Annotated in this window: 26 protein-coding genes; 22 read left to right on the top strand and 4 right to left on the bottom strand. The window is 69.6% G+C overall.

Annotated features, from left to right (window positions below; all coding sequences use genetic code 11):
• The first annotated feature begins 59 nt into the window (after positions 1–59).
• From ABIB58_RS06285 to ABIB58_RS06240, 10 genes are all read left to right on the top strand, one after another.
• Positions 60–521 (top strand): YcgN family cysteine cluster protein, encoded by a 462-nt coding sequence (locus tag ABIB58_RS06285; RefSeq protein ID WP_045810456.1) that lies wholly within the window; start codon positions 60–62, stop codon positions 519–521.
• A 117-nt stretch (positions 522–638) separates the two neighbouring features.
• On the top strand, positions 639–1,079 hold the full coding sequence (locus tag ABIB58_RS06280) for a hypothetical protein (protein WP_156146767.1): 441 nt from the start codon (positions 639–641) through the stop codon (positions 1,077–1,079).
• Positions 973–2,223: a DNA-packaging protein gene (locus ABIB58_RS06275; protein ID WP_354039716.1), complete on the top strand. Its 1,251-nt coding sequence runs from the start codon at positions 973–975 to the stop codon at positions 2,221–2,223. Before ABIB58_RS06280 ends, ABIB58_RS06275 begins: the two co-directional genes overlap by 107 nt.
• A gap of 190 nt (positions 2,224–2,413) precedes the next feature.
• On the top strand, positions 2,414–2,701 hold the full coding sequence (locus ABIB58_RS06270; protein ID WP_354039714.1) for a spike base protein, RCAP_Rcc01079 family: 288 nt from the start codon (positions 2,414–2,416) through the stop codon (positions 2,699–2,701).
• On the top strand, positions 2,701–3,828 hold the full coding sequence (locus ABIB58_RS06265; protein ID WP_354039712.1) for an SGNH/GDSL hydrolase family protein: 1,128 nt from the start codon (positions 2,701–2,703) through the stop codon (positions 3,826–3,828). Before ABIB58_RS06270 ends, ABIB58_RS06265 begins: the two co-directional genes overlap by 1 nt.
• Positions 3,829–3,866: 38 nt before the next feature.
• Complete coding sequence (locus tag ABIB58_RS06260) at positions 3,867–4,943, top strand: acyltransferase family protein (RefSeq protein WP_354039710.1); 1,077 nt, start codon at positions 3,867–3,869, stop codon at positions 4,941–4,943.
• 106 nt (positions 4,944–5,049) lie between these two features.
• Entirely contained in the window at positions 5,050–6,222 is a 1,173-nt protein-coding gene (locus tag ABIB58_RS06255; RefSeq protein WP_354039708.1) for a phage portal protein, read from the top strand.
• A 79-nt stretch (positions 6,223–6,301) separates the two neighbouring features.
• Positions 6,302–6,535: a hypothetical protein gene (locus tag ABIB58_RS06250; protein ID WP_185223708.1), complete on the top strand. Its 234-nt coding sequence runs from the start codon at positions 6,302–6,304 to the stop codon at positions 6,533–6,535.
• 17 nt (positions 6,536–6,552) lie between these two features.
• The gene (locus tag ABIB58_RS06245) at positions 6,553–7,002 is read left to right on the top strand and encodes an HK97 family phage prohead protease (RefSeq protein WP_231576594.1); all 450 of its coding nucleotides are present in this window, start codon (positions 6,553–6,555) and stop codon (positions 7,000–7,002) included.
• A 57-nt stretch (positions 7,003–7,059) separates the two neighbouring features.
• A complete protein-coding gene (locus ABIB58_RS06240; RefSeq protein WP_052689508.1) occupies positions 7,060–7,935 on the top strand; it encodes a hypothetical protein in 876 nt (291 codons plus the stop codon).
• Between the two features lie 115 nt (positions 7,936–8,050).
• Here ABIB58_RS06240 and ABIB58_RS06235 read toward each other — a convergent pair whose 3' ends face one another.
• Complete coding sequence (locus ABIB58_RS06235; protein ID WP_354039705.1) at positions 8,051–8,314, bottom strand: hypothetical protein; 264 nt, start codon at positions 8,312–8,314, stop codon at positions 8,051–8,053.
• A gap of 566 nt (positions 8,315–8,880) precedes the next feature.
• A complete protein-coding gene (locus tag ABIB58_RS06230; protein WP_271042691.1) occupies positions 8,881–9,207 on the bottom strand; it encodes a hypothetical protein in 327 nt (108 codons plus the stop codon).
• A 166-nt stretch (positions 9,208–9,373) separates the two neighbouring features.
• Between ABIB58_RS06230 and ABIB58_RS06225 the strand changes: the two genes are divergently transcribed.
• The 8 genes from ABIB58_RS06225 (at position 9,374) to ABIB58_RS06190 (ending at position 13,281) form a co-directional block, all read left to right on the top strand.
• Positions 9,374–10,600 carry a phage major capsid protein gene (locus ABIB58_RS06225; protein ID WP_354039703.1) on the top strand — a complete coding sequence of 409 codons (1,227 nt, stop codon included), beginning with the start codon at positions 9,374–9,376 and terminating at the stop codon, positions 10,598–10,600.
• 164 nt (positions 10,601–10,764) lie between these two features.
• A complete protein-coding gene (locus ABIB58_RS06220; protein WP_354039701.1) occupies positions 10,765–11,028 on the top strand; it encodes a head-tail connector protein in 264 nt (87 codons plus the stop codon).
• A gap of 38 nt (positions 11,029–11,066) precedes the next feature.
• Positions 11,067–11,363: a phage head-tail adapter protein gene (locus tag ABIB58_RS06215; RefSeq protein WP_354039698.1), complete on the top strand. Its 297-nt coding sequence runs from the start codon at positions 11,067–11,069 to the stop codon at positions 11,361–11,363.
• On the top strand, positions 11,360–11,782 hold the full coding sequence (locus tag ABIB58_RS06210) for a DUF3168 domain-containing protein (RefSeq protein WP_354039696.1): 423 nt from the start codon (positions 11,360–11,362) through the stop codon (positions 11,780–11,782). The genes ABIB58_RS06215 and ABIB58_RS06210 overlap by 4 nt, the downstream gene beginning before the upstream one ends.
• 114 nt (positions 11,783–11,896) lie before the next feature.
• Positions 11,897–12,319, top strand: a complete 423-nt coding sequence (locus ABIB58_RS06205) for a phage major tail protein, TP901-1 family (protein ID WP_354040141.1) — start codon at positions 11,897–11,899, stop codon at positions 12,317–12,319.
• Entirely contained in the window at positions 12,316–12,594 is a 279-nt protein-coding gene (locus ABIB58_RS06200; protein WP_137721057.1) for a GTA-gp10 family protein, read from the top strand. The genes ABIB58_RS06205 and ABIB58_RS06200 overlap by 4 nt, the downstream gene beginning before the upstream one ends.
• The gene (locus ABIB58_RS06195) at positions 12,591–12,767 is read left to right on the top strand and encodes a phage tail assembly chaperone (protein WP_168189894.1); all 177 of its coding nucleotides are present in this window, start codon (positions 12,591–12,593) and stop codon (positions 12,765–12,767) included. Before ABIB58_RS06200 ends, ABIB58_RS06195 begins: the two co-directional genes overlap by 4 nt.
• Complete coding sequence (locus ABIB58_RS06190; RefSeq protein ID WP_295192892.1) at positions 12,757–13,281, top strand: phage tail tape measure protein; 525 nt, start codon at positions 12,757–12,759, stop codon at positions 13,279–13,281. The genes ABIB58_RS06195 and ABIB58_RS06190 overlap by 11 nt, the downstream gene beginning before the upstream one ends.
• A 93-nt stretch (positions 13,282–13,374) precedes the next feature.
• Here the strand turns inward: ABIB58_RS06190 and ABIB58_RS06185 are convergent, their stop codons facing one another.
• The gene (locus ABIB58_RS06185) at positions 13,375–14,076 is read right to left on the bottom strand and encodes a DUF805 domain-containing protein (RefSeq protein WP_354039693.1); all 702 of its coding nucleotides are present in this window, start codon (positions 14,074–14,076) and stop codon (positions 13,375–13,377) included.
• Positions 14,077–14,154: 78 nt separating this feature from the next.
• A complete protein-coding gene (locus tag ABIB58_RS06180) occupies positions 14,155–14,802 on the bottom strand; it encodes a DUF805 domain-containing protein (RefSeq protein WP_156146765.1) in 648 nt (215 codons plus the stop codon).
• 84 nt (positions 14,803–14,886) lie between these two features.
• Here ABIB58_RS06180 and ABIB58_RS06175 point away from each other — a divergent pair, with 84 nt between their 5' ends.
• Genes ABIB58_RS06175 through ABIB58_RS06160 form a run of 4 tightly spaced genes read left to right on the top strand, consistent with a single transcriptional unit; the run spans position 14,887 to position 20,363 of the window.
• Positions 14,887–15,501, top strand: a complete 615-nt coding sequence (locus ABIB58_RS06175; protein ID WP_354039690.1) for a phage distal tail protein, Rcc01695 family — start codon at positions 14,887–14,889, stop codon at positions 15,499–15,501.
• A 3-nt stretch (positions 15,502–15,504) separates the two neighbouring features.
• Complete coding sequence (locus tag ABIB58_RS06170) at positions 15,505–16,152, top strand: phage/gene transfer agent baseplate hub protein (protein ID WP_354039688.1); 648 nt, start codon at positions 15,505–15,507, stop codon at positions 16,150–16,152.
• Entirely contained in the window at positions 16,149–16,664 is a 516-nt protein-coding gene (locus tag ABIB58_RS06165) for an NlpC/P60 family protein (RefSeq protein ID WP_354039686.1), read from the top strand. Before ABIB58_RS06170 ends, ABIB58_RS06165 begins: the two co-directional genes overlap by 4 nt.
• Complete coding sequence (locus ABIB58_RS06160; RefSeq protein WP_354039684.1) at positions 16,665–20,363, top strand: baseplate multidomain protein megatron; 3,699 nt, start codon at positions 16,665–16,667, stop codon at positions 20,361–20,363.
• The last annotated feature ends 5 nt before the right edge of the window (positions 20,364–20,368 follow it).

The following is a 20,368-nucleotide window of genomic DNA, read 5'->3' as shown; positions in this document are numbered from 1 at the left end:
GGCGTCCGCCCCCTCCACCGCTACGCGGTCCCCCTCCCCCGCAGACGGGGGAGGATCTGATGGCGCCCTACTGGGAAACCAAGACCCTGGCCGAGATGTCGCCTTCCGAGTGGGAGGGGCTGTGCGACGGGTGCGGGCTGTGCTGCGTGATCCGGTTCGAGGACGAGGACACGGGCGAGGTCATTCCGACGCGGGTGCACTGCAAGCTGTTCGACCCCGAGGCCTGCGCCTGTTCGGACTATGCGAACCGCAAGGCCCAGGTGCCGGACTGCATCAAGCTGACGCCCGGCAATATCGAGGCGTTGGAGTGGATGCCCAAGTCGTGCGCCTATCGCCGGCTGCACGAGGGGCGGCCGCTGGCGAAATGGCATCATCTGATCTCGGGCAGTCGCGAGACGGTGCATACGGCAGGCGTGTCGGTGCGGGGGCAGACGATCTCGGAGCTGTCGCTGGCCGAACCGGAGGATGCGCTGGACTTCGAAGCGCCGGAATGGGCGGTCGAACGGGGCCGGGAGCGATAGGGTAGCACCCCCTTAGCCAGCGCAATGACGCTGGTTGAAAGGCTGCGAAAACAAGCCGTTGGCGAATTATGTGCGCGTTCTTCCGGCCTGAGGACGCTGGTCCGCTATGGTTTGGGCATGACGGGAAATCAGCACGACGAAGAGGGCGGCTGCGGCGGCGCGCGCGAGACGGCTGCGTCCTGCGCGGGGTGGATGGAGCCCCTGTTCCTGATGATGAAGGCCAAGATCGAAGAGACGGCAAAGAGCGTCTGCGAGACGGACGTCAAGGACGCCGCCGTCGCCGAAAAGGTCGCGCGCCAGATCGGGGTGATCGCGCGGTCGGCCAAGGCGGTCGAGGCGATGCGGCTGCTGTGCCTGAGCGACAACGAAGAGGACGAGATGGGTGGACGAACCTACGACCCCGCCGAGGACGAGCGAATCCGACAGGAACTGGTCGTCGAACACGCGCGGCTTGATCGAATTCTGGAAGAGAAGAACGCCGAAGCTGCTGAAAGAGCGCGGGCTAAGGCTGCATCGCAATCACTGTCGGCTGGCGAAGCATCAGTTTCCGCCGACTGACGACGACCTGAAGACCTGGCTGCTGCTGGGCGGCCGGGGATCGGGCAAGACGTTCGCCGGGTCGGTCTGGATCGACATCATGGCGCGGGAGCTGCCCGGCATCACCCTGGCCCTGGTCGGCCCCGCCTTGCACGACGTGCGCGAGGTGATGGTGGAGGGGGCGTCGGGGATCAAGGCGCTGGCGGAACCGGGCGACCGCCCGCGCTGGGAGGCGGGACGGCGTCGGTTGGTCTGGGACAATCAGTCGGCGGCCTATGCGTTTTCGGCCGAGGATCCCGACAGTCTGAGGGGGCCGCAGTTTCATGCCGCCTGGGCGGACGAGTTCTGCGCCTGGCGACGGCCGGAAATGGTGCTGTCGAACCTGAGGTTCGGGCTGCGGCTGGGGGCCTGGCCGCTGCTGGCGGTGACGACGACGCCCCGGCCGATCCCGGCGCTGAGGCGGTTGATGGCCGAGGCCGGGACGGTGACGGAACGGGCGGCGACGGCCCTGAACGCGCAGAACCTGTCGCCCGGCTTTCTGGCGCATCTGAATGACGTCTATGGCGGCACGCGGCTGGCGGCGCAGGAGCTGGAAGGCGTGGTGGTCGAGGGCGAGGGCGCCCTGTTCCGCATCGCGGACCTGAAGCGGGCCAGGGGCGCGCGGCCGGCCGAACTGGACCGGATCGTCGTGGCGGTCGATCCGCCGGCGACCGCGACCGGAGACGCCTGCGGCATCGTGGTCGTGGGGCGAAAAGGTCGCCAGGCCTTCGTGCTGGCGGACCGGACGGTGCAGGGGCGCTCGCCCCAGAGCTGGGGCGGGGCGGTCAGCGCGGCCGCGCGCGAATTCGGCGCGCACGAGGTGGTCGCCGAGAGCAATCAGGGCGGCGACATGGTGCGCTCGGTCTTGGCCATCAGCGCCTGTCCTTGCCGGATCGAGATGGTCCACGCCTCGCGGTCCAAGGCGGCGCGGGCCGAGCCGGTGGCCCTGCTGTATGAACAGGGGCGGGTCGTGCACTGCGACGCCTTTCCGGCGCTGGAGGAAGAGATGCTGGCGCTCGGCAGCGAGGGCGGGCCCAGCCCGGATCGGGCCGACGCCCTGGTGTGGGCGATCACGCGGCTGATACTGGGGCCGCAGTCGGCGGGACCGAGATTGCGGGGATTGTGACGACTTCTCCCTCCCCGTTCGGGGAGGGTGATCGCGAAGCGACCGGGTGTGGGCGGCCCGGCAGAGGCGCTCGTCTTCAAGGCACGATGAGTTGGTGGGGTTTGCCTTGCCGCCCCCACCCGGCTTCGCCTGCGGCTCAGCCACCCTCCCCCGCGGGGGAGGGAGAATTTTCTAGGACAGGAGAGACGATATGCCGGCCATTCCCGAACGGGACGGATTGCTGAACCATGGGCGCGACGCGGGCGGCCCGGCGAGGCGCGCGGCGGCGGTGACGCCCAGCGATGCGGCCGATCTGACGACCTACGCCAAGGCGCTGTATGTCGGCGGGGCGGGCAATGTCCGTGTGCTGACGGTCGGGGGCGAGGATGGGGACGCCGTGACCTTCGCCAACCATCCGGTGGGATGGCTGCCGGTGCAGGTGCGCCGGGTGCTGGCGACCGGGACGACGGCGACGCAGATCGTGGCGGCCTTCGACTGATGTCTGGTCTCGAGATCGGAGCGGCGACGGCGGCGCCGGGCGGGGTTCTGGGGAGGGCGAGGTTCTCCGTGCCCGACCTGCCCGTCTGGTCGGCGGCGGTCAGGACCATGCAGGCGGGCGGGCGCGAGGCGCGGCTGCTGTGCATCGGCGATAGCGTGACCCAGGGCTATGGCGCGGTCTCCGGCGGCTGGACGCCGAACGGTCGGGCGGGCGCCTGGCCCGAGCGGCTGGCGGCGATGATGAGCGGGCGGGGCCTGCCGGCGTCGGCGACGTCGGTGGCTGGAGCGGGGGCGGCGGATGGAGCGAGCGGAGGCTATTCGGCCTATGACCCGCGCGTGACCCTGGGGGTCGGCTGGGGCGTCAACGCCCTGACCGGGATGGGTGGCAAGCTCTTTTCGGGCGCGGGCTCATCGACGGGCGTCTGGAGCTTTCAACCGGACCGGCCGGTGGATCGGTTCGATCTGTGGGCCGTAACCAATACGGCGCTGGGCGTGCTGACGGTCGAGACGGACGGCGCAGTGCGGGCGACGGTGAACACCACCAAGGCGGCGGCGATGGAGGTTGCGACCGTGGCTTTTCCCGAGACCGCCGGACCGGTGAGCGTGCGCTGGGCCTCGGGCGGGGCGGTGTTCATCGCGGGCGGGGTCGCGTGGCGATCGGACGTGAAGCGGGCGCGGGTGATCAATGCGGGATGGGGCGGGGCCAGGATCGCGGACTGGATCACGACGGATCAGCCGTACCGGGCCTATGGGGCGATCCCGGCGGCGGCGCCCGATCTGTCGGTCGTGTGCCTGACCATCAACGACTGGAACGCGGGCACGGCGGTCGCGACCTACAAGGCCGGGCTGGTGACGCTGGTGGATCGGTGCCTGACGACGGGGGACGTGCTGCTGATGACCGGATGTCCGTCCGACCCGGCGCAGGGCAAGGCGAGTTACGCGACGCAAAGCGCGATCCGGGACGCGGCGTTCGAGGTGGCGTCGACGCGGGGACTGGCGGCGCCCATCGACGGGGCGGCCCTGTTCGGCGGCACTTTCGCCGGCGGTCTGATGTTCGACTCCGTCCATCCCGATGCGGCGGGCCAGGCGAGGATCGCCGAGGCGGTGCGGGCGCGCGTGATTATCTGAGGTTGTCTCTCGCGCTCGCGCGGTGGTAACCGTGGCGGATGGGGGAGCGGTTCTACGGGGTGCAGGCGCTGCGGTTCGCGGCGGCGACGGCGGTGGTCGTCACGCACGCCGTGGACCTTGCGGGGACGCGGCTGGGGCTGGAGACGGTCCTCACGCACGGTAGTTTGGCGGGCGGGACACTGGAGAACTTCGGCGCCGTGGGCGTGGACGTGTTCTTCGTCATCAGCGGCTTCATCATCGCCACGACGACGCAGGGTCAGACGGGTGTGGGCGCGGCCGGGGCCTTCCTGTGGCGGCGGTTACGGCGGGTGGCGGCGATCTACTGGCTGCTGTCGTTGCCGATCCTGATCGGGATGGCGCGGGGCGGGACGCTGAGCCCGGAGGTGGCGGTAGCCACGTTCCTGTTCTGGCCGTTCAGCGGGCTGGAGATGACGTTTCCGGCGCTGGGGCCGGGGTGGACCCTGTGTTTCGAAATGCTGTTCTACGCCGGATTCGGGCTGGCCATCGTGGGCGGACGGCGGGTCGGCTGGGGGCTGATCGGGGCCTATGCGGCGATGCTGGCGGCTGGGCTGGTGGTGGCGGCGCCGGTGCTGAGGTTCTGGGGCGCGCCGATCATTTTGGAGTTTTTGCTGGGCGTGGGGATCGCCTGGGTGTGGCGGTCGGCGCCGCGTCGGCTGGGGGTGTGGGCCGTCTGGCTGGCGATGCTCGGGTTCGGGCTGGGCCTGGTCTTCGGCTATGGCGGCATCGACGATGTGCGGGCGTTGAACGATCCGTGGAACGGGTTGAGGCGGGCGTTGATATGGGGTCTGCCCAGTGCGCTGCTGGTGTTCGGCGTGGTGCGGACGGATCGGGCGCCGGGGCGGCTGTCACAGGCGGCGGCCTTCATGGGGGATGCATCCTATTCGATCTATCTGGTCCATGTGCTGGTGATCCGTGCCCTGGGGCGGATGTTCGAGAGCGGGATGGTCGCCCTGCCGGGGGATGCGGTGGTGGGGCTGACTGTGATCGCCAGTCTGGCGGCGGGGGCGGTCGTGCATGTGTGGATCGAGCGGCCGTTGTTGCGGCTGATGACGCCTTCAAGACACCGCCCTTTGCTTCACACGCCGTCATCCTAGGCCTTGTGCCTAGGATCCATAGACACCGGACTTGAGCGGCGAGCACCGTGAGTATGGGTCCTCGGGACAAGCCCGAGGATGACGAAATTAAAAGGAAATCGACACGATGGTTTCGATCCGGTGGCCGTTCGGCCAGGCGGGGCGCGTGGGCGCGCCGGAGGCGAAGGAGAGCCGGGCGGGCGGGGTGATCGCCTTGTCGGGGGTGGGGCGGCCGCGGTGGACGCCCAACGACTACGCCAGCCTGGCGCGTGAGGGCTATCAGAAGAATGCGGTGGCCTATCGCTGCATCCGCATGATCGCCGAGGCGGCGGCGGCTGCGCCGTTCGCGGTGTTCGTGGACGGGGTGCGCGACGAGGCGCATCCGCTGGCGAAACTGATCCGTCGGCCCAATCCCGAGCAGTCGGGGGCGGAGCTGATGGAGGCGGTCTATGGGGCGCTGCAGGTGTCGGGCAACGCCTATGTCGAGGCGACCGGCGATGCGGACGGGGACGGGGCGCCGGACGAGTTGTGGGCGCTACGGTCGGATCGGGTGAAGGTGGTTCCCGGCCGGTCGGGCTGGCCTGAAGCGTGGGATTATTCCGTGGACGGACGGTCGGTGCGGATCGGGCGCGCTGGGGACGGCTGGGCGCCGGTGATGCACCTGAAGCTGTGGCACCCGCTGGACGACTGGTACGGGCTGTCGCCGCTGGAGGCGGCGGCGCAAGGGGTGGATGCGCACAATGCGGCCGGCGCCTGGAACAAGGCCCTGCTGGACAATGCGGCGCGGCCGTCGGGGGCGCTGGTCTATGGGGCGCGCAACGGCGAGCGGCTGACCGACGGGCAGTTCGAGGCGCTGAAGGACCAGCTGTCGAACGTCTATGCCGGGGCGACGAACGCCGGGCGGCCGATCCTGCTGGAAGGCGGGATGGACTGGAAGCCGCTGAGCCTGACGCCGGCGGAGATGGATTTTACGGCCGGCAAACACGCGGCGGCGCGCGAGATCGCCCTGGCGTTCGGGGTTCCGCCGCAGCTGCTGGGGATACCGGGCGATGCGACCTACGCCAACTATCGCGAGGCCAATGCGGCCTTCTGGCGCCAGACGGTGATCCCGCTGGTGAAGAAGGCGGCGGGGGCGATGACGGGCTGGCTGGGCGAGCGGTTCGCGGGGTGCGAAATCCGCGCGGACCTGGATGCGGTCTCGGCGCTGCAGCCCGAGCGGGACGCCCTGTGGGCGCGGCTGGAGGCGGCGAGCTTCCTGACCGACGAAGAGCGTCGGCGAATGGCGGGGTTGGGAGCGTGAGTGGTGATTGGTGATTGGTGACTGGGGTGGCGCCAATCACCAACCACGCGTCACGAGTCACGCGGCAAAGGAGAGCGAAATGACCGAACATCAAATCCGGCGCGTGCCGACGGCGCTGCTGATCGCCGTCGTGGTGCAGACGGTGGGCGGCTTGGTCTGGGCCGGGGGCGCCGCGGCGCGGATCGCGACGCTGGAGCAGCGGGTCGGGGAGCAGAGGCTGGTCGCCGAACGGCTGGCGCGGCTGGAGGTCCAGGGCGAGGCCACGGCGGCGGCCGTGGAGCGGATCGAGCGTAGGTTGGAGGGTGGGACGTGAGTGGTGAATCGCGATTGGTGACTCGACAGAAGCATTCACGTGTCACGATCCACCACTCACCCCTTGAGATCGAAGGCTACGCCTCGCTGTGGGGCGTGGCGGATCTGAACGGGGACGTGGTGCAGGCGGGGGCGTTTGCGGACAGTCTGGCCAGGACGGGGGTTGAGGGGGTGCGGATGCTGAACCAGCACGATGCGCGGGCGCCGGTCGGGATCTGGGAGCAAATCGTCGAGGATGCGCGCGGCCTCTTCGTGCGCGGCCGGATCGAGGACTGGTCGGCCGAGGCGCGGTTCGCCGGGGCGCTGAGCCGGGCCGGGGCGCTGGACGGGCTGTCGATCGGCTACCGCACGGCGCGGGCCCGGCGTCAGGGACGGCTGCGCGTACTGAGCGCGGTCGAGCTGTGGGAGGTGTCGCTGGTGACGTTTCCGATGCTGCCGGGCGCGCGGTTCAGGGTCGTGACCGAATGACGGCTTTCGACCCTGACCGACGTTGTCATCCAAACGAACGGTGTTCATGATCTTGGAATGAACTGGTTCGCGATTATCGCTGGGCTAACAGCCTCGCTGACAGCCAACTCCGCACCCGGACTGTCACCCCAACCCCATCCTGCAGTGGGTGAGGAGCACGAGGTCATCATCTCCTATGTGACTTCCAAGCAGGGTAGCGATGGCTCCTCCAGTAGCTCAAGCGGACAAGACGTTCTGCTGGAGCGGGTGATCGCCGTCAGTAACGCCGGGCTTGAGTTGGAATTCGATCTACCGAGTGACGCAACCGCTGAGGATAGGGCCCGGGACTGGAAATTTCCGGCGCGGATTCTCCAGCAATCAAACGGCGCCATCCGGCTGCTGAATGGCGATAAGCTGGATGAACGCGTCGACCGCTGGCTTAAGGCGTCGGAGATGTCGCGGGACATGTGCGGACGCTGGATTTTTACCTGGAATGCGTTTCGCATCGAGTGCGATCCGGAGTCTGTGATCGCCGATATTGCAGCCATCAACCTGCTCAACGTCAATCTGCGGGAGGGTGCAACCTATCGGCATCCCCAAACTGTCGGTTCCGGGATTTTGTCTCTTACATCCAAGGGGCCGGGCGGCGCGGTCTACTCTGTGAGGTTGGCGGTCGATGCCGACGCTGTCCGCAGGGAGCGCGCCGAAAGTGACGTGGTCGTCGGCGAAATTACGCAGAATCCGGTGACGTTCGAGGCCGCCTTTAGCGAACGTTCGAAAGAGACTGTCTCTGGAACTGTTGAGGTCACGTTTGATGTTGATGCTTCGGGGAACCCGACGCGGCGAACGGTCGTAACAACGCTGGATACGGTAAAGCCTGATGGGGTGTCGGAGAAAGATCGGCGAACCGACACAGTGGAGCGGGTCGCTTCCGGAGGGACAAACCGGTCTTGAAGCAGGTTGGCGGCTGTCCGCTTTCCACCCATAACTGACGTTAGCGGCGTCCGTTGTGGGCGCTCCATCATAGCCGAGAATGGTGGTGACGTTCCGATGCCGTCGGAGGCGCGGTTCAGTTTGGCTTGAGGGCCTGGAAAGCGCCGTTGCGGTCGAGGGTTTCGGCGAGGGCGGCCATCTGGGCGCGGCCCTTCTTGCCGTGGAGATAGCGCAAGGCCCAGCCGGCGAGCACCAGGCCGAAGATCCAGCCGACGTGCAGCATGAGATGGGCGAACAGGATGAAGACGGCCGCCAGCGCATAGGCGCCCAGATAGACCAGGGCCAGCTGGCCGCCGCGCGAGGCCGTGGGGTTGGACAGGCCGGCGATGATCTCGGCCACGCTCGGCGCTGCGGCGGCGGACGGCAGGGCGTGATCGGCGGGCTTTGACGCCGGTTGGGGCGCGGGTGTGGGTTGAACTTTTGGCTTGGCCTGGGCGGCGGGCGCAGCGGCCGGTCGGGCTGCGGGTTTGGGCCTGGGCGAAATCGGATCGGATCCGGCGCGCGCCGGGCGGGACGGAACAGGATCGATCGGCCGGCTTCGTCGACGGTGAAGACCTCTTCGAAAGCGGTTGTCGAGAAGTCGATGGCGCGGGTGTCCTGGCCGTAGCTCTGGCCATGCAGGGCCGTCAGCCGGCCCTGACGCAGTTCGATCTGGAAGCCGACGGGGTCGGGCAGGCCGGCGAACATGGCATGGACCGTGCCGAACAGGCCGGTGGCGTCCGGGTTGGCGGTCGCGCGGTCCGCATCGACGACGATCTGGGAATAGAGGCCGACGCCGGTGTTGCGACGCAGCCCCGGCGAACTGGCGGCGACCTGTGCCCGCAGGTCCGGCACGCTGTCGCCCATCTGCCAGATCATGGCGTCCATGACGGCGCTTTCGAGGGGCGTCAGGTGGGACATGGGGCGTCAGGACGACTTGGATGCAGCGTTGCGACGCAGCATCAAAACCACGATGCCGACGATCAGGACGAGTATGGCGATCTGCGCCGCGCGGTAGGGCAGGCCGCTTTCGCCCTCAGCCTCGGCGCCGCGATGCAGGGCGGTCAGGACGATATCTGCAATCGTGTAGACGATGACCGGAAGGCCGATGGTCGCCGCCCATGGCCAGCGGGCCACACGTCGTGGCCCTGCTGAAAGCGTGCCGGGCGGGAAGAGGATCGCGAAAAGGATCAGCGCGGCTGCATGAAGCAGCGGGCTGTAGAGATCAGCTTCGACGAAGATCGGCGCGGGCATGAGGCGAGCCTAGCGTTCGCCTGAAGCCGCCGCAATCACAGGTTTCGGGCGGCCGATGACGGCTGCTCGCGAAATGGGAAGGTCGCGACGCGGCCGCCCCCTCCACCGCCTTCGGCGGTCCCCCTCCCCCGCATCGCGGGGGAGGATCGTTTCAGCAGGAGACACCATGAAAGAGACCAAACAGGCTTCGGGCCAGTCCGAGGCGCGCGACGTCGTGCGCGAGATGATGGCGGCGTTCGAGGCGTTCAAAGGGGCGAACGACGCCCGACTGGGCGAGATCGAGAAGAAGGCGGCGGCCGATGTGCTGCTGGAGGAGAAGGTGGCCCGCATCGACCAGGCGGTCGCCTCGGCCCAGGCGCGGCTGGATCGGGTGATGAGCCAGAGCCGTCGTCCGGCGATCGGCGGCGAACCGGCCAAGCCGGCGTCTGCGCCCGAGGCGAAAGCGGCGTGGGACGGCTATTTGAAGACAGGTCAGTCTGGCGCGCTGGAGGTCAAGGCGGGCCTGTCGAGCGGCGCGACGTCGGGTGGCTATGTCGTGCCCTATGAGACCGAGCGGGCCATCGAGCGGCGTCTGATGGCGGCCAGTCCGATGCGCGAGATCGCCACGGTCCGGACCGTGGCGGCCGGCGTGTTCCGTAAGCCGGTATCGACGGCGGGCGTGGCCTGCGGCTGGGTGGCGGAGACCGCCGCGCGGCCCGAGACGGACCCGGCGACCCTGGCCCTGCTGGAGTTTCCGTCGGCCGATCTCTACGCCAATCCGGCGGCGACGCAGGCGTTGCTGGACGACGCCATGGTCGACCTGGACGAATGGCTGGCGGCCGAGGTCGAGGACGCCTTTGCGGCGCAGGAGACCCAGGCTTTCGTCAATGGCGACGGGGTGAACAAGCCCAAGGGGCTGCTGTCCTATCCGACCGTAGCGGACGCGGGCCAGGCCTGGGGTCAGATCGGCTATGTTCCGTCTGGTGCGGCGGGCGGCTTTGCGGCGACCAGTCCGGCGGACCGGCTGATCGACCTGATCTACGCGCCCAAGGCCCAGTACCGACCGAACGGCCGGTTCGTGATGAACCGCAAGACGGTCTCGGCCGTGCGCAAGTTCAAGGACGCGGACGGCAACTACATCTGGCAGCCGGCGACGCGGCTGGGCGAGACGGCGAGCCTGCTCGGCTATCCGGTCACCGAGATCGAGACCATGCCGGACGTGGCGGCCAACAGCCTGTCGATCGCGTTCGGGGACTTCCAGCGGGGGTATCTGATCGTGGATCGGGCGGGGGTGCGGGTGCTGCGCGATCCCTATTCGGCCAAGCCCTATGTGCTGTTCTACACGACCAAGCGCGTCGGCGGCGGGGTGCAGAACTTCGACGCGATCAAGGTGATGAAGTTCAGCGCAAGCTGATCCGGTCGTCTCCTCCCTGTCGCGCAGCGACGGGGAGGTGGCGCGGCGCGTCTTCGCGCCGTGACGGAGGGGCTCTGCGGGCGTTGAAGAGCCCCTCCACCACTTCGTGGTCCCCCTCCCCATTGAATGGGGAGGAGACGGAATTTCTGACAATGGAGATTGCCATGGCGCAGCCGGTGACGGTGGCGGAGGCGAAGCTGTTTCTGAGGGTCGAGCATGAGGTAAAGGACGGCTTGATCCAGACCCTGATCGCGGCGGCGCAGACGAAGGTGGAGGGGGATGTCGGGCTGGGCCTGACATCGACCTCTCCGGCGCCGCTGAGGTTGGCGATCCTGATGCTGGTGCTGCGGGCCTATGAGCGGGGCGAGGCGGTGGAGATCGAGCCGGTGGAGGGCTGGATCGCGCCCTATCGCGTGGTGCGACTTTGACTGGGCGCTATCGGCCTTCGGCCTACTTGAGCGCCGATATGAGGATCCTGGCGGGGCTGTTTCAGCCGGTGGAGGCCGAGACGCCGTATGGCGGGCGCAGCGTGTCGTTCGAGGCGGCAGGATCCGCCTGGCTGAAGTGCGGGGCGCGTCGGCGCCTGGAGCGCGGCGAGGGCGATCAGCGGCGCGCGGTCGAGACGATGGGCGCAGAGGCGCGGGCGGACGCCCGGCTGATGATCGGTCGCGTGCTGCGGTTCGGCGGGGCGGACTGGCGGATTGTCTCGGTCGAGGACGTGCGGCCGGGGCGGGCGAAGCTGGATCTGGAGCGGGTGCGATGAGGGATCATGAAAGCGCGCTGCAGAAGGCGGTGCTTGCGGCGCTGAAGGGGGATGCGGCGGTGCAGGCGTTGCTGGGCGGACGAGTGTTCGACTTCGCCGTTCTCGGGGCGCCGGAGGACGCCGCGTTTCCGCATCTGGTGATCGGGCGGTGCGAGAGCCGGCCGGTGGCGGCGGACGGGGGCGGGGTCGAGCAGAAGCTGACCCTGACGGGCGTGTCGCGGTTCGCGGGATCGGAAGAGGCCAAGGCGGTGGCGGCGGCGGTGCGGGCCTGTCTGCACGAGGCCGTGCTGGAGGCCGACGGGGTGCGGACAGCGACGCTGAGGGCGACGTTTGCGGACGTGTTCCGCGCAGGCGACGGGCGGCGGACCTATGCGGTCATGCGGCTAAGGGCGGTAACTGAGGAAGTGGCGAGTGGTTAGTGGCGAGTGGCGAGAGGGACTGGAGCGGCGCAACGAACGGTATGAAGCCGGACGATGCCCATTCTCGCCACTCGTCACGCGCCACTCGCCACTCACGAGCAAAGCGAGGACAAGATGACGGCACAGGCCGGCAAGGACATGTTGCTAAAGATCGAGGGCGCCCCAGTGGCGTCTCCGGGCGTGTTCACGACGGTGGCGGGGCTGAGGGCGCGGACGATCTCGCTGAACGCCAAGACGGTGGATGCGACCGACGGCGACAGCGCCGGGCGGTGGCGCGAGCTGCTGGCGGGCGCAGGTGTGAAGTCGGCGGCGGTGTCGGGGCAGGGCATCTTCCGCGATGCCGCCTCCGATGCGCTGGTGCGCGAGGCCTTCTTCGATCAGGCGGCGAAGCGGTGGCGGCTGATCGTGCCGGACTTCGGCGTGCTGGAGGGGGCCTTCCTGGTGGCGGCGCTGGAATACGCCGGCGAGCACGAGGGGGAGGCGACGTTCGCGCTGAGCCTGGCCAGCGCCGGGGCCATCGGGTTCAGCGCGATATGAACGGCGTGCGGGGCGAGGCCGCGGTGATCCTGGCCGGCGTGCGGCGTCGGGCCTGTCTGACGCTGGGGGCGCTGGCGGAGATCGAGACGGGGCTGGGCGTCGATGGGATGGCGGCGATCGCAGAGCGAATGAAGACGCTGTCGGCGCGGGATCTGATGGTGGTGCTGGCGGCGGTCTTGCGTGGGGGCGGGGAGGTCGAGCCGGAGGTGGCGGCGGTCGATCCGCGCGAGGCGGCGGTCGCGGTGGCGCAGGCGTTTGCGGCCGCTGCACGATGACCCCGTGGGGCGAGATGTTGCGGCTGGCGGCGGCGATGGGCGTGGCGCCCGAGGCGTTCTGGCGGCTGTCGTTGAAGGAGTGGCGGATGTTGACGCAGGCGCCGCGCGGCACGGCCCCTTTGGGACGCGAGGGGCTTGCGCGATTGATGGAGGGTTGGCCGGATGGCGGATGAGTTCGGGCGAGACGGGATCGATCAGGTCGCGCTGAGAGCGGCCGAAGCCGGGGCGGCGCTGGAGGCGTTGAAGGCGCCCGCGCAGGAGGCGGCGGACGCCATCGAGGCGGCGTTCGGGCGGGCGGGCGACAGCCTGACGCGGTCGCTGGCGCGGGCGGCGGCGGACGGGGAGGTGTCGCTGTCGGAACTGGCGCGGGCGGTGCTGAACGCGGTCAATGCGGCGGCGGGATCGCAGGGTGGCGGGCTGAGCGCGGCGATCCAGTCGGTGATGTCCAGCTTCGGCGGGGCGCGGGCGGACGGCGGGCCGGTGCTGGGCGGCGCCGCCTATCTGGTCGGCGAGCGCGGGCCGGAGGTGTTTCGACCGGCGACGGGCGGCGAGATCGGGCCGGTCGGCGGCGGGGGCGTGACGGTCAATGTGGCGGTGGACGGCGGGGCGCCGGCCCTGCTGCGGTCCGAGGCGCAGATCGCCCAGATGCTGGCGCGGGCCGTCAGCCTGGGCGCCAGGCGGATGTGACGACGAGTGGCGAGTGGTTAGTGACGAGTGGCGAGCGAGGATGCCGATGGGGTGCGTCTCACCCCTGACCACTTGTCACTCGCCACTTTCAGCTTATTCGCCCTTCGGGTTCGGGCCGAAGCGGTTCTCGCCCTTCTGGCTGTCGGCGATTCCGATCCACAGCAGGAAGGCCACGCCCAGCAGGCCAGCGATGGCGAACAGGCCGAAGGCCGGGCCCATCAGGGCGAAGACGGCGGCCGGGTTGCCCTCGTAGTAGTCCTCCGAATAGCCGTTGGCGACGTGGGCGGCGATGATCATGGCGAAGCCGGCGATGAAGGCCACGACCGAGCCGACCCAGGGAATGGCGATCAGCCAGCCGGTCTTGCCCATGTCGTGCAGGCGCTTCACCGAAATGGCCAGGTTGGGCCAGATCAGCACGATGCCGAGCAGATTGATGATCGGGATCCAACTGATGACGACGTTGACGCCTAGGAGGATCAGCCAGCCGATCCAGAAATGGCTGCGGCGGATGCGGCCCTCGAAGGACAGAAACAGCTTCTGCCAATCAAAGCCGGCGACGGCGGTCGAGGTCGAGCTGGCGTAGCCGCCGGCGACGCCGGTGGTGGTCGCGGCACCGGCCAGGATCAGGATCTGGGTGGCGGCGGCGCCTTCGGGGACGAAGTCGACGCGGACGCCGGCGGCGGGCACGGCGGGCGATTGCAGCGCGGCCGAGGTGAAGTCGTAACGGGCGCCGTCGTCGCCGCTGATCAGACCGACGCCGGTCGAGGCGTCGTAGCTGAGAATTTCACCGCGCACTGAGATCTCCATGACTGGCGCCACGTCCGGCGCGGCGGCAACATCGCCGACCCGTGCAATCCCAGCAACCCGAAAAGGTCAAGCTGGCCGATCCTGACGCGTTTGTAATGCGCGCGACCCCTTGGGCGGCGCACCGTGGACGTTCGCGTCGGGTTGCGAGGGCAGGAGGCTGATGATGAAGGTGAACAGGCCGCCGACATAGGGGACGAGGCCGATCAGGATAAGCCAGCCGCTGAGCCCGACATCGTGGAAGCGGCGGATGGTGACGCAGACGTAGGGAACGATCAGCGCGAAATAGACCAGGGCGACGATGCCGATCCAGGCGACGCCCCAGGCCTCCATATCGTAGCCGGCCTCGGCGTCGAGGACGGCCAGACCGATGATCGGCATGAAGGCGAGCATCAGGATCAGGAAGTGGAACAGGGCGAAGGACCAGTATTCCTTTCGCCGCGCCCGGCCGTGGCCCTCGATATAGAGGTCGGTGATGCAGCGGACGAAATAGCCCCATAGGCCCAGGTCCGGTTCGGGGGCGTATAGGGCCGGCCCCAGAGGGCCGTCACGCAGGACCATCAGGCTGAGCGCCTGGGCGTCCTGAACCACGAAATCGACGCGGCGGCCGGGTTCGAGACCGGCGGCGGCCGAGGTGAAGACGTAGCGCTGCAGGTCGTCGCCGCTGATCAACCCCTCGCCGGTCATCGGATCGTAGCTGAGAATTTCGCCGCGCAAGGCCGTGTCCTGCAAAGACGCGGCGTCGGCGCCGCCGCCAAGGTGTGGACCGGGCGGGCGGCATTGCACAACAGGAGAGTGTTGATGGACGCCTTTCACGAGGTGCGCCTGCCTGCGCGGCTGGCGTTCGGTTCGACCGGCGGGGTTGAGCGTCGGACGGAGATCACGACGCTGGCGTCGGGGTTCGAGCGGCGGTCCACGCCCTGGGCGCTGGGGCGCAGGCGGTATCTGATCGGGGCGAACCTGAGGTCGCTGGACGACATGGCCGAGCTGGTCGCCTTCTTCGAGGCGCGGCGGGGGCGGCTGTACGGGTTCCGGTTCAAGGACTTCGCCGATTTCAAGTCGTGCGCGCCGGGTGGGGTGGTCTCGGCCGGGGATCAGGTGCTGGGCGGCGGGGATGGGACGCGCACCGCGTTCGCTCTGGTGAAGCGCTACGGCGATGTGGAACGGCCGATCGCCAAGCCGGTCGAGGGATCGGTGCGTGTCGCCGTTGGCGGTGTCGAGACGGCGGCCTTTGCGGTCGATTTCGCCACCGGCCGGGTGACGCTGGAGCGCGCGCCGGAGGCGGGTGTCGCGGTGACGGCGGGGTTTCAGTTCGACACGCCGGTGCGGTTCGACTCGGACCGGATCGAGACGACGCTGGAGAGCTTTGAGGCCGGACGGATGGCGGCGGTTCCGCTGATCGAGGTTCGGGTCTGAGCCATGCGCGACATACCGAACGAAATGGCCGCCCGCATCGAGAGCGGGGCGGCGACGCTGTGTCATGTCTGGCGGCTGGAGCAAGCCGACGGTGTGGTGATGGGGTTTACCGACCACGACCGGGACCTGGCGGTTGACGGCGTCGTCTGTCGGGCGGCGAGCGGCTGGACGGCGGGGGCGGGCGAGAGCGGGGTGGGGCTGGCGGCGGGGTCGGTTTCGGCGGCGGGCGTGCTGGACGATGCGGCGATCGCTGAAGCGGATGTGGCGGCGGGTCTGTTCGACAAGGCGACGGTCGAACTGTGGCGCGTGGACTGGGCGCGGCCGGATCTGAACGTGCGGTTGTGGTCGGGAGCGCTGGTGCGGATTCGGCGTCAGGGTGACGGCTTCGTCGCCGAGCTTGAGGGACCACTGGCCAAGTTCGAGCGGGTGGTCGGGCGGACCTATGGGCGGATGTGCGATGCGCGGCTGGGAGACCAGAGGTGCGGTGTCGCGGCGCCGGCGGGGCGGGTCTGCGACAAGCGGTGGGAGACCTGCGTCGGGACGTTCGGGAATGGCGCGAACTTTCGCGGATTTCCGGACGTGCCGGGGGACGACTTCCTGACCGCCTATCCAGCCGGGAGTGCGCAAAACGACGGCGGGAGCCGGCGGTGAGCGGGAGCGCGGTGGTGGTGTCCGCCCGGTCCTGGCTCGGTACGCCGTATCGGCATCAGGCCAGCGTGAAGGGGGTGGGCGCGGACTGTCTGGGTCTGGTGCGCGGGGTGTGGCGCGAACTGGTGGGCGACGAGCCGGAGGTCTTGCCGGCCTATTCGGCGGACTGGGCCGAGATCGGCGGGCGCGAGGCGCTGCTGGAGGCGGCGGGGCGGTGGATGCGGCCCGTTGCGGTCGATCAGATGCGGCCGGGCGACGTGTTGCTGTTTCGCATGTCGCCGAGGGCGGCGGTGAAGCACTGCGCCATTCTGAGCGACCTCGACGGACCGGAGCCGAGGATGATCCACGCCTATTGGGGACGGGCGGTGGTCGAAAGCTGGATGGGCGTGTGGTGGCGAAGACGGCTGGCGGCTGTTTTTCGGTTTCCGATTTCAGAGGTCGGAGGTGCGGTCGCCCCCTCCACCACTTCGTGGTCCCCCTCCCCCGTGAACGGGGGAGGATCTTTGGAGGCGTAGATGGCGCAAGTCGTTTTGAGCGCGGTCGGGCAGTCGGTCGGCGGGCCGGTCGGGCGGGTGATCGGCGCGACCCTGGGGCGGGCGATCGACAATCGGGTGGTGGGCTCGCTGGGGCCGGCACGGCAGGTGGGGCCCAGGCTGGAGACGCTGAAGGTCCAGGGCACGGCGGAAGGCGCGCCGATGGCCTGCCTCTTTGGACGGGCGCGGGTGACCGGTCAGGTGATCTGGGCGGCGCGGTTCCTGGAAGGCAAAAACAAGGGCCGGGCGGGCAAGGGCGGGCCGAAGACGACCGACTATGTCTATTCGCTGAGCTTCGCCGTAGCCCTTTGCGAGGGCGAGATCGACGGGGTCGGGCGGGTCTGGGCCGACGGGCGGCTGATGGACATGACCGGCGTGGTGATGCGGGTGCATCGTGGGGGCGAGGACCAGACGGCGGATCCGCTGATCGAGGCGGTGGAACGGGATGCGCCGGCCTATCGCGGGACGGCCTATGTGGTGTTCGAGGACCTGCCGCTGGGGCCGTTCGGGGATCGGGTTCCGCAGCTGAGCTTCGAGGTGTTTCGGCGGCCGCGCGGACAGACGGCGCGGCTGGAGGACCGGCTGGAAGGCGTGTGCCTGATCCCCGGCGCGGGGGAATTCGCCCTGGCGACCGAGGCGGTGGTGCGCCGCGAGGGACTGACGCGGACGACGGCGGAGAATGTGCACAATGGCGACGGTCGGGCGGACCTGGTCGTGTCGCTGGATCAACTCCAGGCGCAACTGCCGAACCTGAAACGGGTCAGCCTGGTGGTCGGGTGGTTCGGCAGCGACCTGAGAGCCGGGCATTGCGTCGTGCGGCCGGGGGTGGAACGGCGCGACAAGGCGACCGAACCGCTGGTCTGGTCGGTGGCGGGTGTGGCGCGGGGCGAGGCCTATGTCGTCAGTCAGGCGGACGGGGCGCCGGCCTATGGCGGGACGCCGTCCGACGAGAGCGTGCGGCAGGCGATCCGCGAGCTGAAGGCGCGGGGGCTGGAAGTGACCCTGTACCCGTTCGTGTTCATGGACTGCCCCGGCTATCCGTGGCGCGGTCGGGTGGCGGGCGTCGATGGGGCGGGGGCGACGGTGGAGATCGCGGCCCTCTTCGGCGGGCCGGACGATTGGGGCTTGCGGCGAATGGCGCTGCACTATGCCCGGATCGCGGCGGACGAGGGAGCGAACGGCCTGTTGATCGGGTCGGAGATGCGCGGCGTGACCTGGACGCGGGATGCGGCCGGTGGCTTTCCGGCGGTCGATCAGTTCCGGGCGCTGGCGGCGGAGTGTCGGGCGGTGGTCGGGCCGGGGATCAAACTGTCCTATGCGGCGGACTGGAGCGAATATTTCGGGCGGCAGGCGGGCGGGGAGGTGGTGTTCCATCTGGATCCGCTGTGGGCCGATGCGAACATCGATCATGTGTCGATCGACTGGTACCCGCCGCTGAGCGACTGGCGAACGGGCGACGGTGGCGTGGATGCGGCGACGTTCGGCGGGGCGGCGGATCCGGCCTATCTGGCGGCGGGCGTCGCGGGCGGGGACGGGTTCGACTGGTATTACGCCAACGCGGCGGATCGGGCGGCGCAGGTGAGGACGCCCATCATCGACGGGGCGTATGGCGAGGACTGGGTGTTTCGGCCCAAGGACCTGAAGGGATGGTGGTCGAACCCGCACCATGACCGGCCGGGCGGGGTGCGGAGTGCAGTGCCGACGGCCTGGGTTCCGGGAATGAAGCCGGTGCGGCTGTCGGAGTTCGGCTGTGCGGCGGTGGACCGGGGCGGCAATGCGCCGAACCTGTTTCAGGATGCGAAGAGCAGCGAGAGCCGTCTGCCGCCGGGTTCGACGGGCGCGCGGGACGATGCGATGCAGCGGGCGGCGCTGGAGGCGGTGCTGGGGCACTATGCAGTGCCTGAGAACAATCCCGTGTCCGCTTTGTATGGCGGGCGGATGCTGGAGGCGGCGGACACCTGGTGCTGGGACGCGCGGCCCTACCCGGCCTTTCCGGCGCGGGGCGATGTCTGGGCCGACGCCGGGGCGTGGCGGGCCGGGCATTGGCTGAACGGACGGCTGGCGGGCGACGGGCGCGATCTGATCGAGGCGGTGCTGGCGCGAGGCGGCTTGTCGCCCGACGAGATGGCCATCGAGGGCGTCGAGGGGGCGGCGGCCGGCTATGTGATCGACCGACCGATGCGGACGCGGGATGCGCTGGAACCCCTGCTGGCGGCGTTCGACGCCGTGGCCGCCGAGCGCGACGGGAAGGTCGCAGTCTTGGGGCGGGTGGAGACGGTGGTCGAGATCACGGGCGAGGCGCTGGCTCTGCCCGATGGCGGGGCGGCGGAAACGACGACGCGGACGCGGGAGCCCCGGGCGAGCGAGGCGCGGGTGCGGTTCATCGACGAGACGGCGGACTATCAGACTGGGGCGGTGGTCGTGAGGTCGGACGATGCGTCGGCGACGGCGGGCGGGGTCGATCTGGACTTGCCGCTGCTGTGCGGCGGCGGGCTGGCGACGGCGGCGGCGCAGCGGGCGCTGGACGGCGAGGGCGTGGAGGCGAGGACGCTGGCGCTGGGGCCGCTGGAGGCCTTGCGGCTGGAGCCGGGCGACGGGGTGCGGCTGGAGGGGCGGTCGGACGACTGGCGCGTGATGCGGGTCACGTCGGACGAGACGCCGTCGGCGGTGCTGGAGCCGGTGACGGCCCGGCGGGTGGTCGAGGATGACGGCGTCTGGCGCGGGGGCGAGACGCCGGCGGTGGTCGGGGCGCCGTTCCTGAGGGTGTTGGACCTGCCGCCCTTGGTTGGTGGTGAGGCGGACGCGCGGCCCTTGATCGCCGTGGCCGCCGAGCCTTGGCGGACGATGCGGCTGCATGCGGGGCCGACCGCTGAGGCCCTGACGGCGCGGGGCGATGTGGACACGCCGGCGACGGTCGGGGTGCTGCTCGAGGCGCTGAAGCCGGGCGTGCGGCACCGCTGGGACGAGGCCAACGCCATGGTGGTGCGGATCGAGGGCGAAGCGCCGGAAAGCGCAGTCGAGGCGGCGGTGCTGGGCGGCGGCAATGCGCTGGCGGTCGAGACGGCTGTGGGCTGGGAGATCGTGCAGTATCGGTCGGCGGAGCTGGTCGGGCCGGGGACGTGGCGGCTGACGGGTCTGTTGCGCGGGCAGCAGGGGACCGAGATAGAGATGCGGGCGGGCGCCGGGGCGGGGGGCGTCGTGGTGTTTCTGGACGACCGGCTGGCGCGCGCGGAGATCGGGCGGGGCGAGCGAGGACTGCCGCTGGTCTGTCGCGCGGGGCCGGCTGGCGCGGCGCCGGGCGGTTCGGGTTTCAGCGAGACCCTGTTCGTGGCGAAGGGCGTGCATGATCGGCCGTGGTCGCCGTGCGGCCTGATGGTCGAGACGTCGGCCGAGGGGCTGGCGATCCGATGGACGCCGCGCGTGCGGCTGTTCGGCGACAGCTGGGATGGGGAATCGACCACGGTCGATCCGGTGCGGTTCCGGCTGCGCGTGTTTGATAATGACGTCGTGGTTCGGACGATGGAGGTCGAGGGGCTGTCGGCATCCTATTCTGCGATCGACTTGGCGGCGGACTTCCCAGAAGGCGCGACATCGACGGCGCGGATCGCCGTGGCGCAGTGGGGCGAGGGGTTCGGGTGGGGCTCAGAAGCAGAGGTGGAGGCGGAAATCCGGCGGGTCTGACGAAA

Source organism: Brevundimonas sp. UYEF29 (assembly GCF_040546195.1).
GTDB classification, from domain to species: domain Bacteria; phylum Pseudomonadota; class Alphaproteobacteria; order Caulobacterales; family Caulobacteraceae; genus Brevundimonas; species Brevundimonas huaxiensis.
Note: the sequence above shows the minus strand (reverse complement) of the source record. Positions and strands in the feature narration are given on the sequence as shown.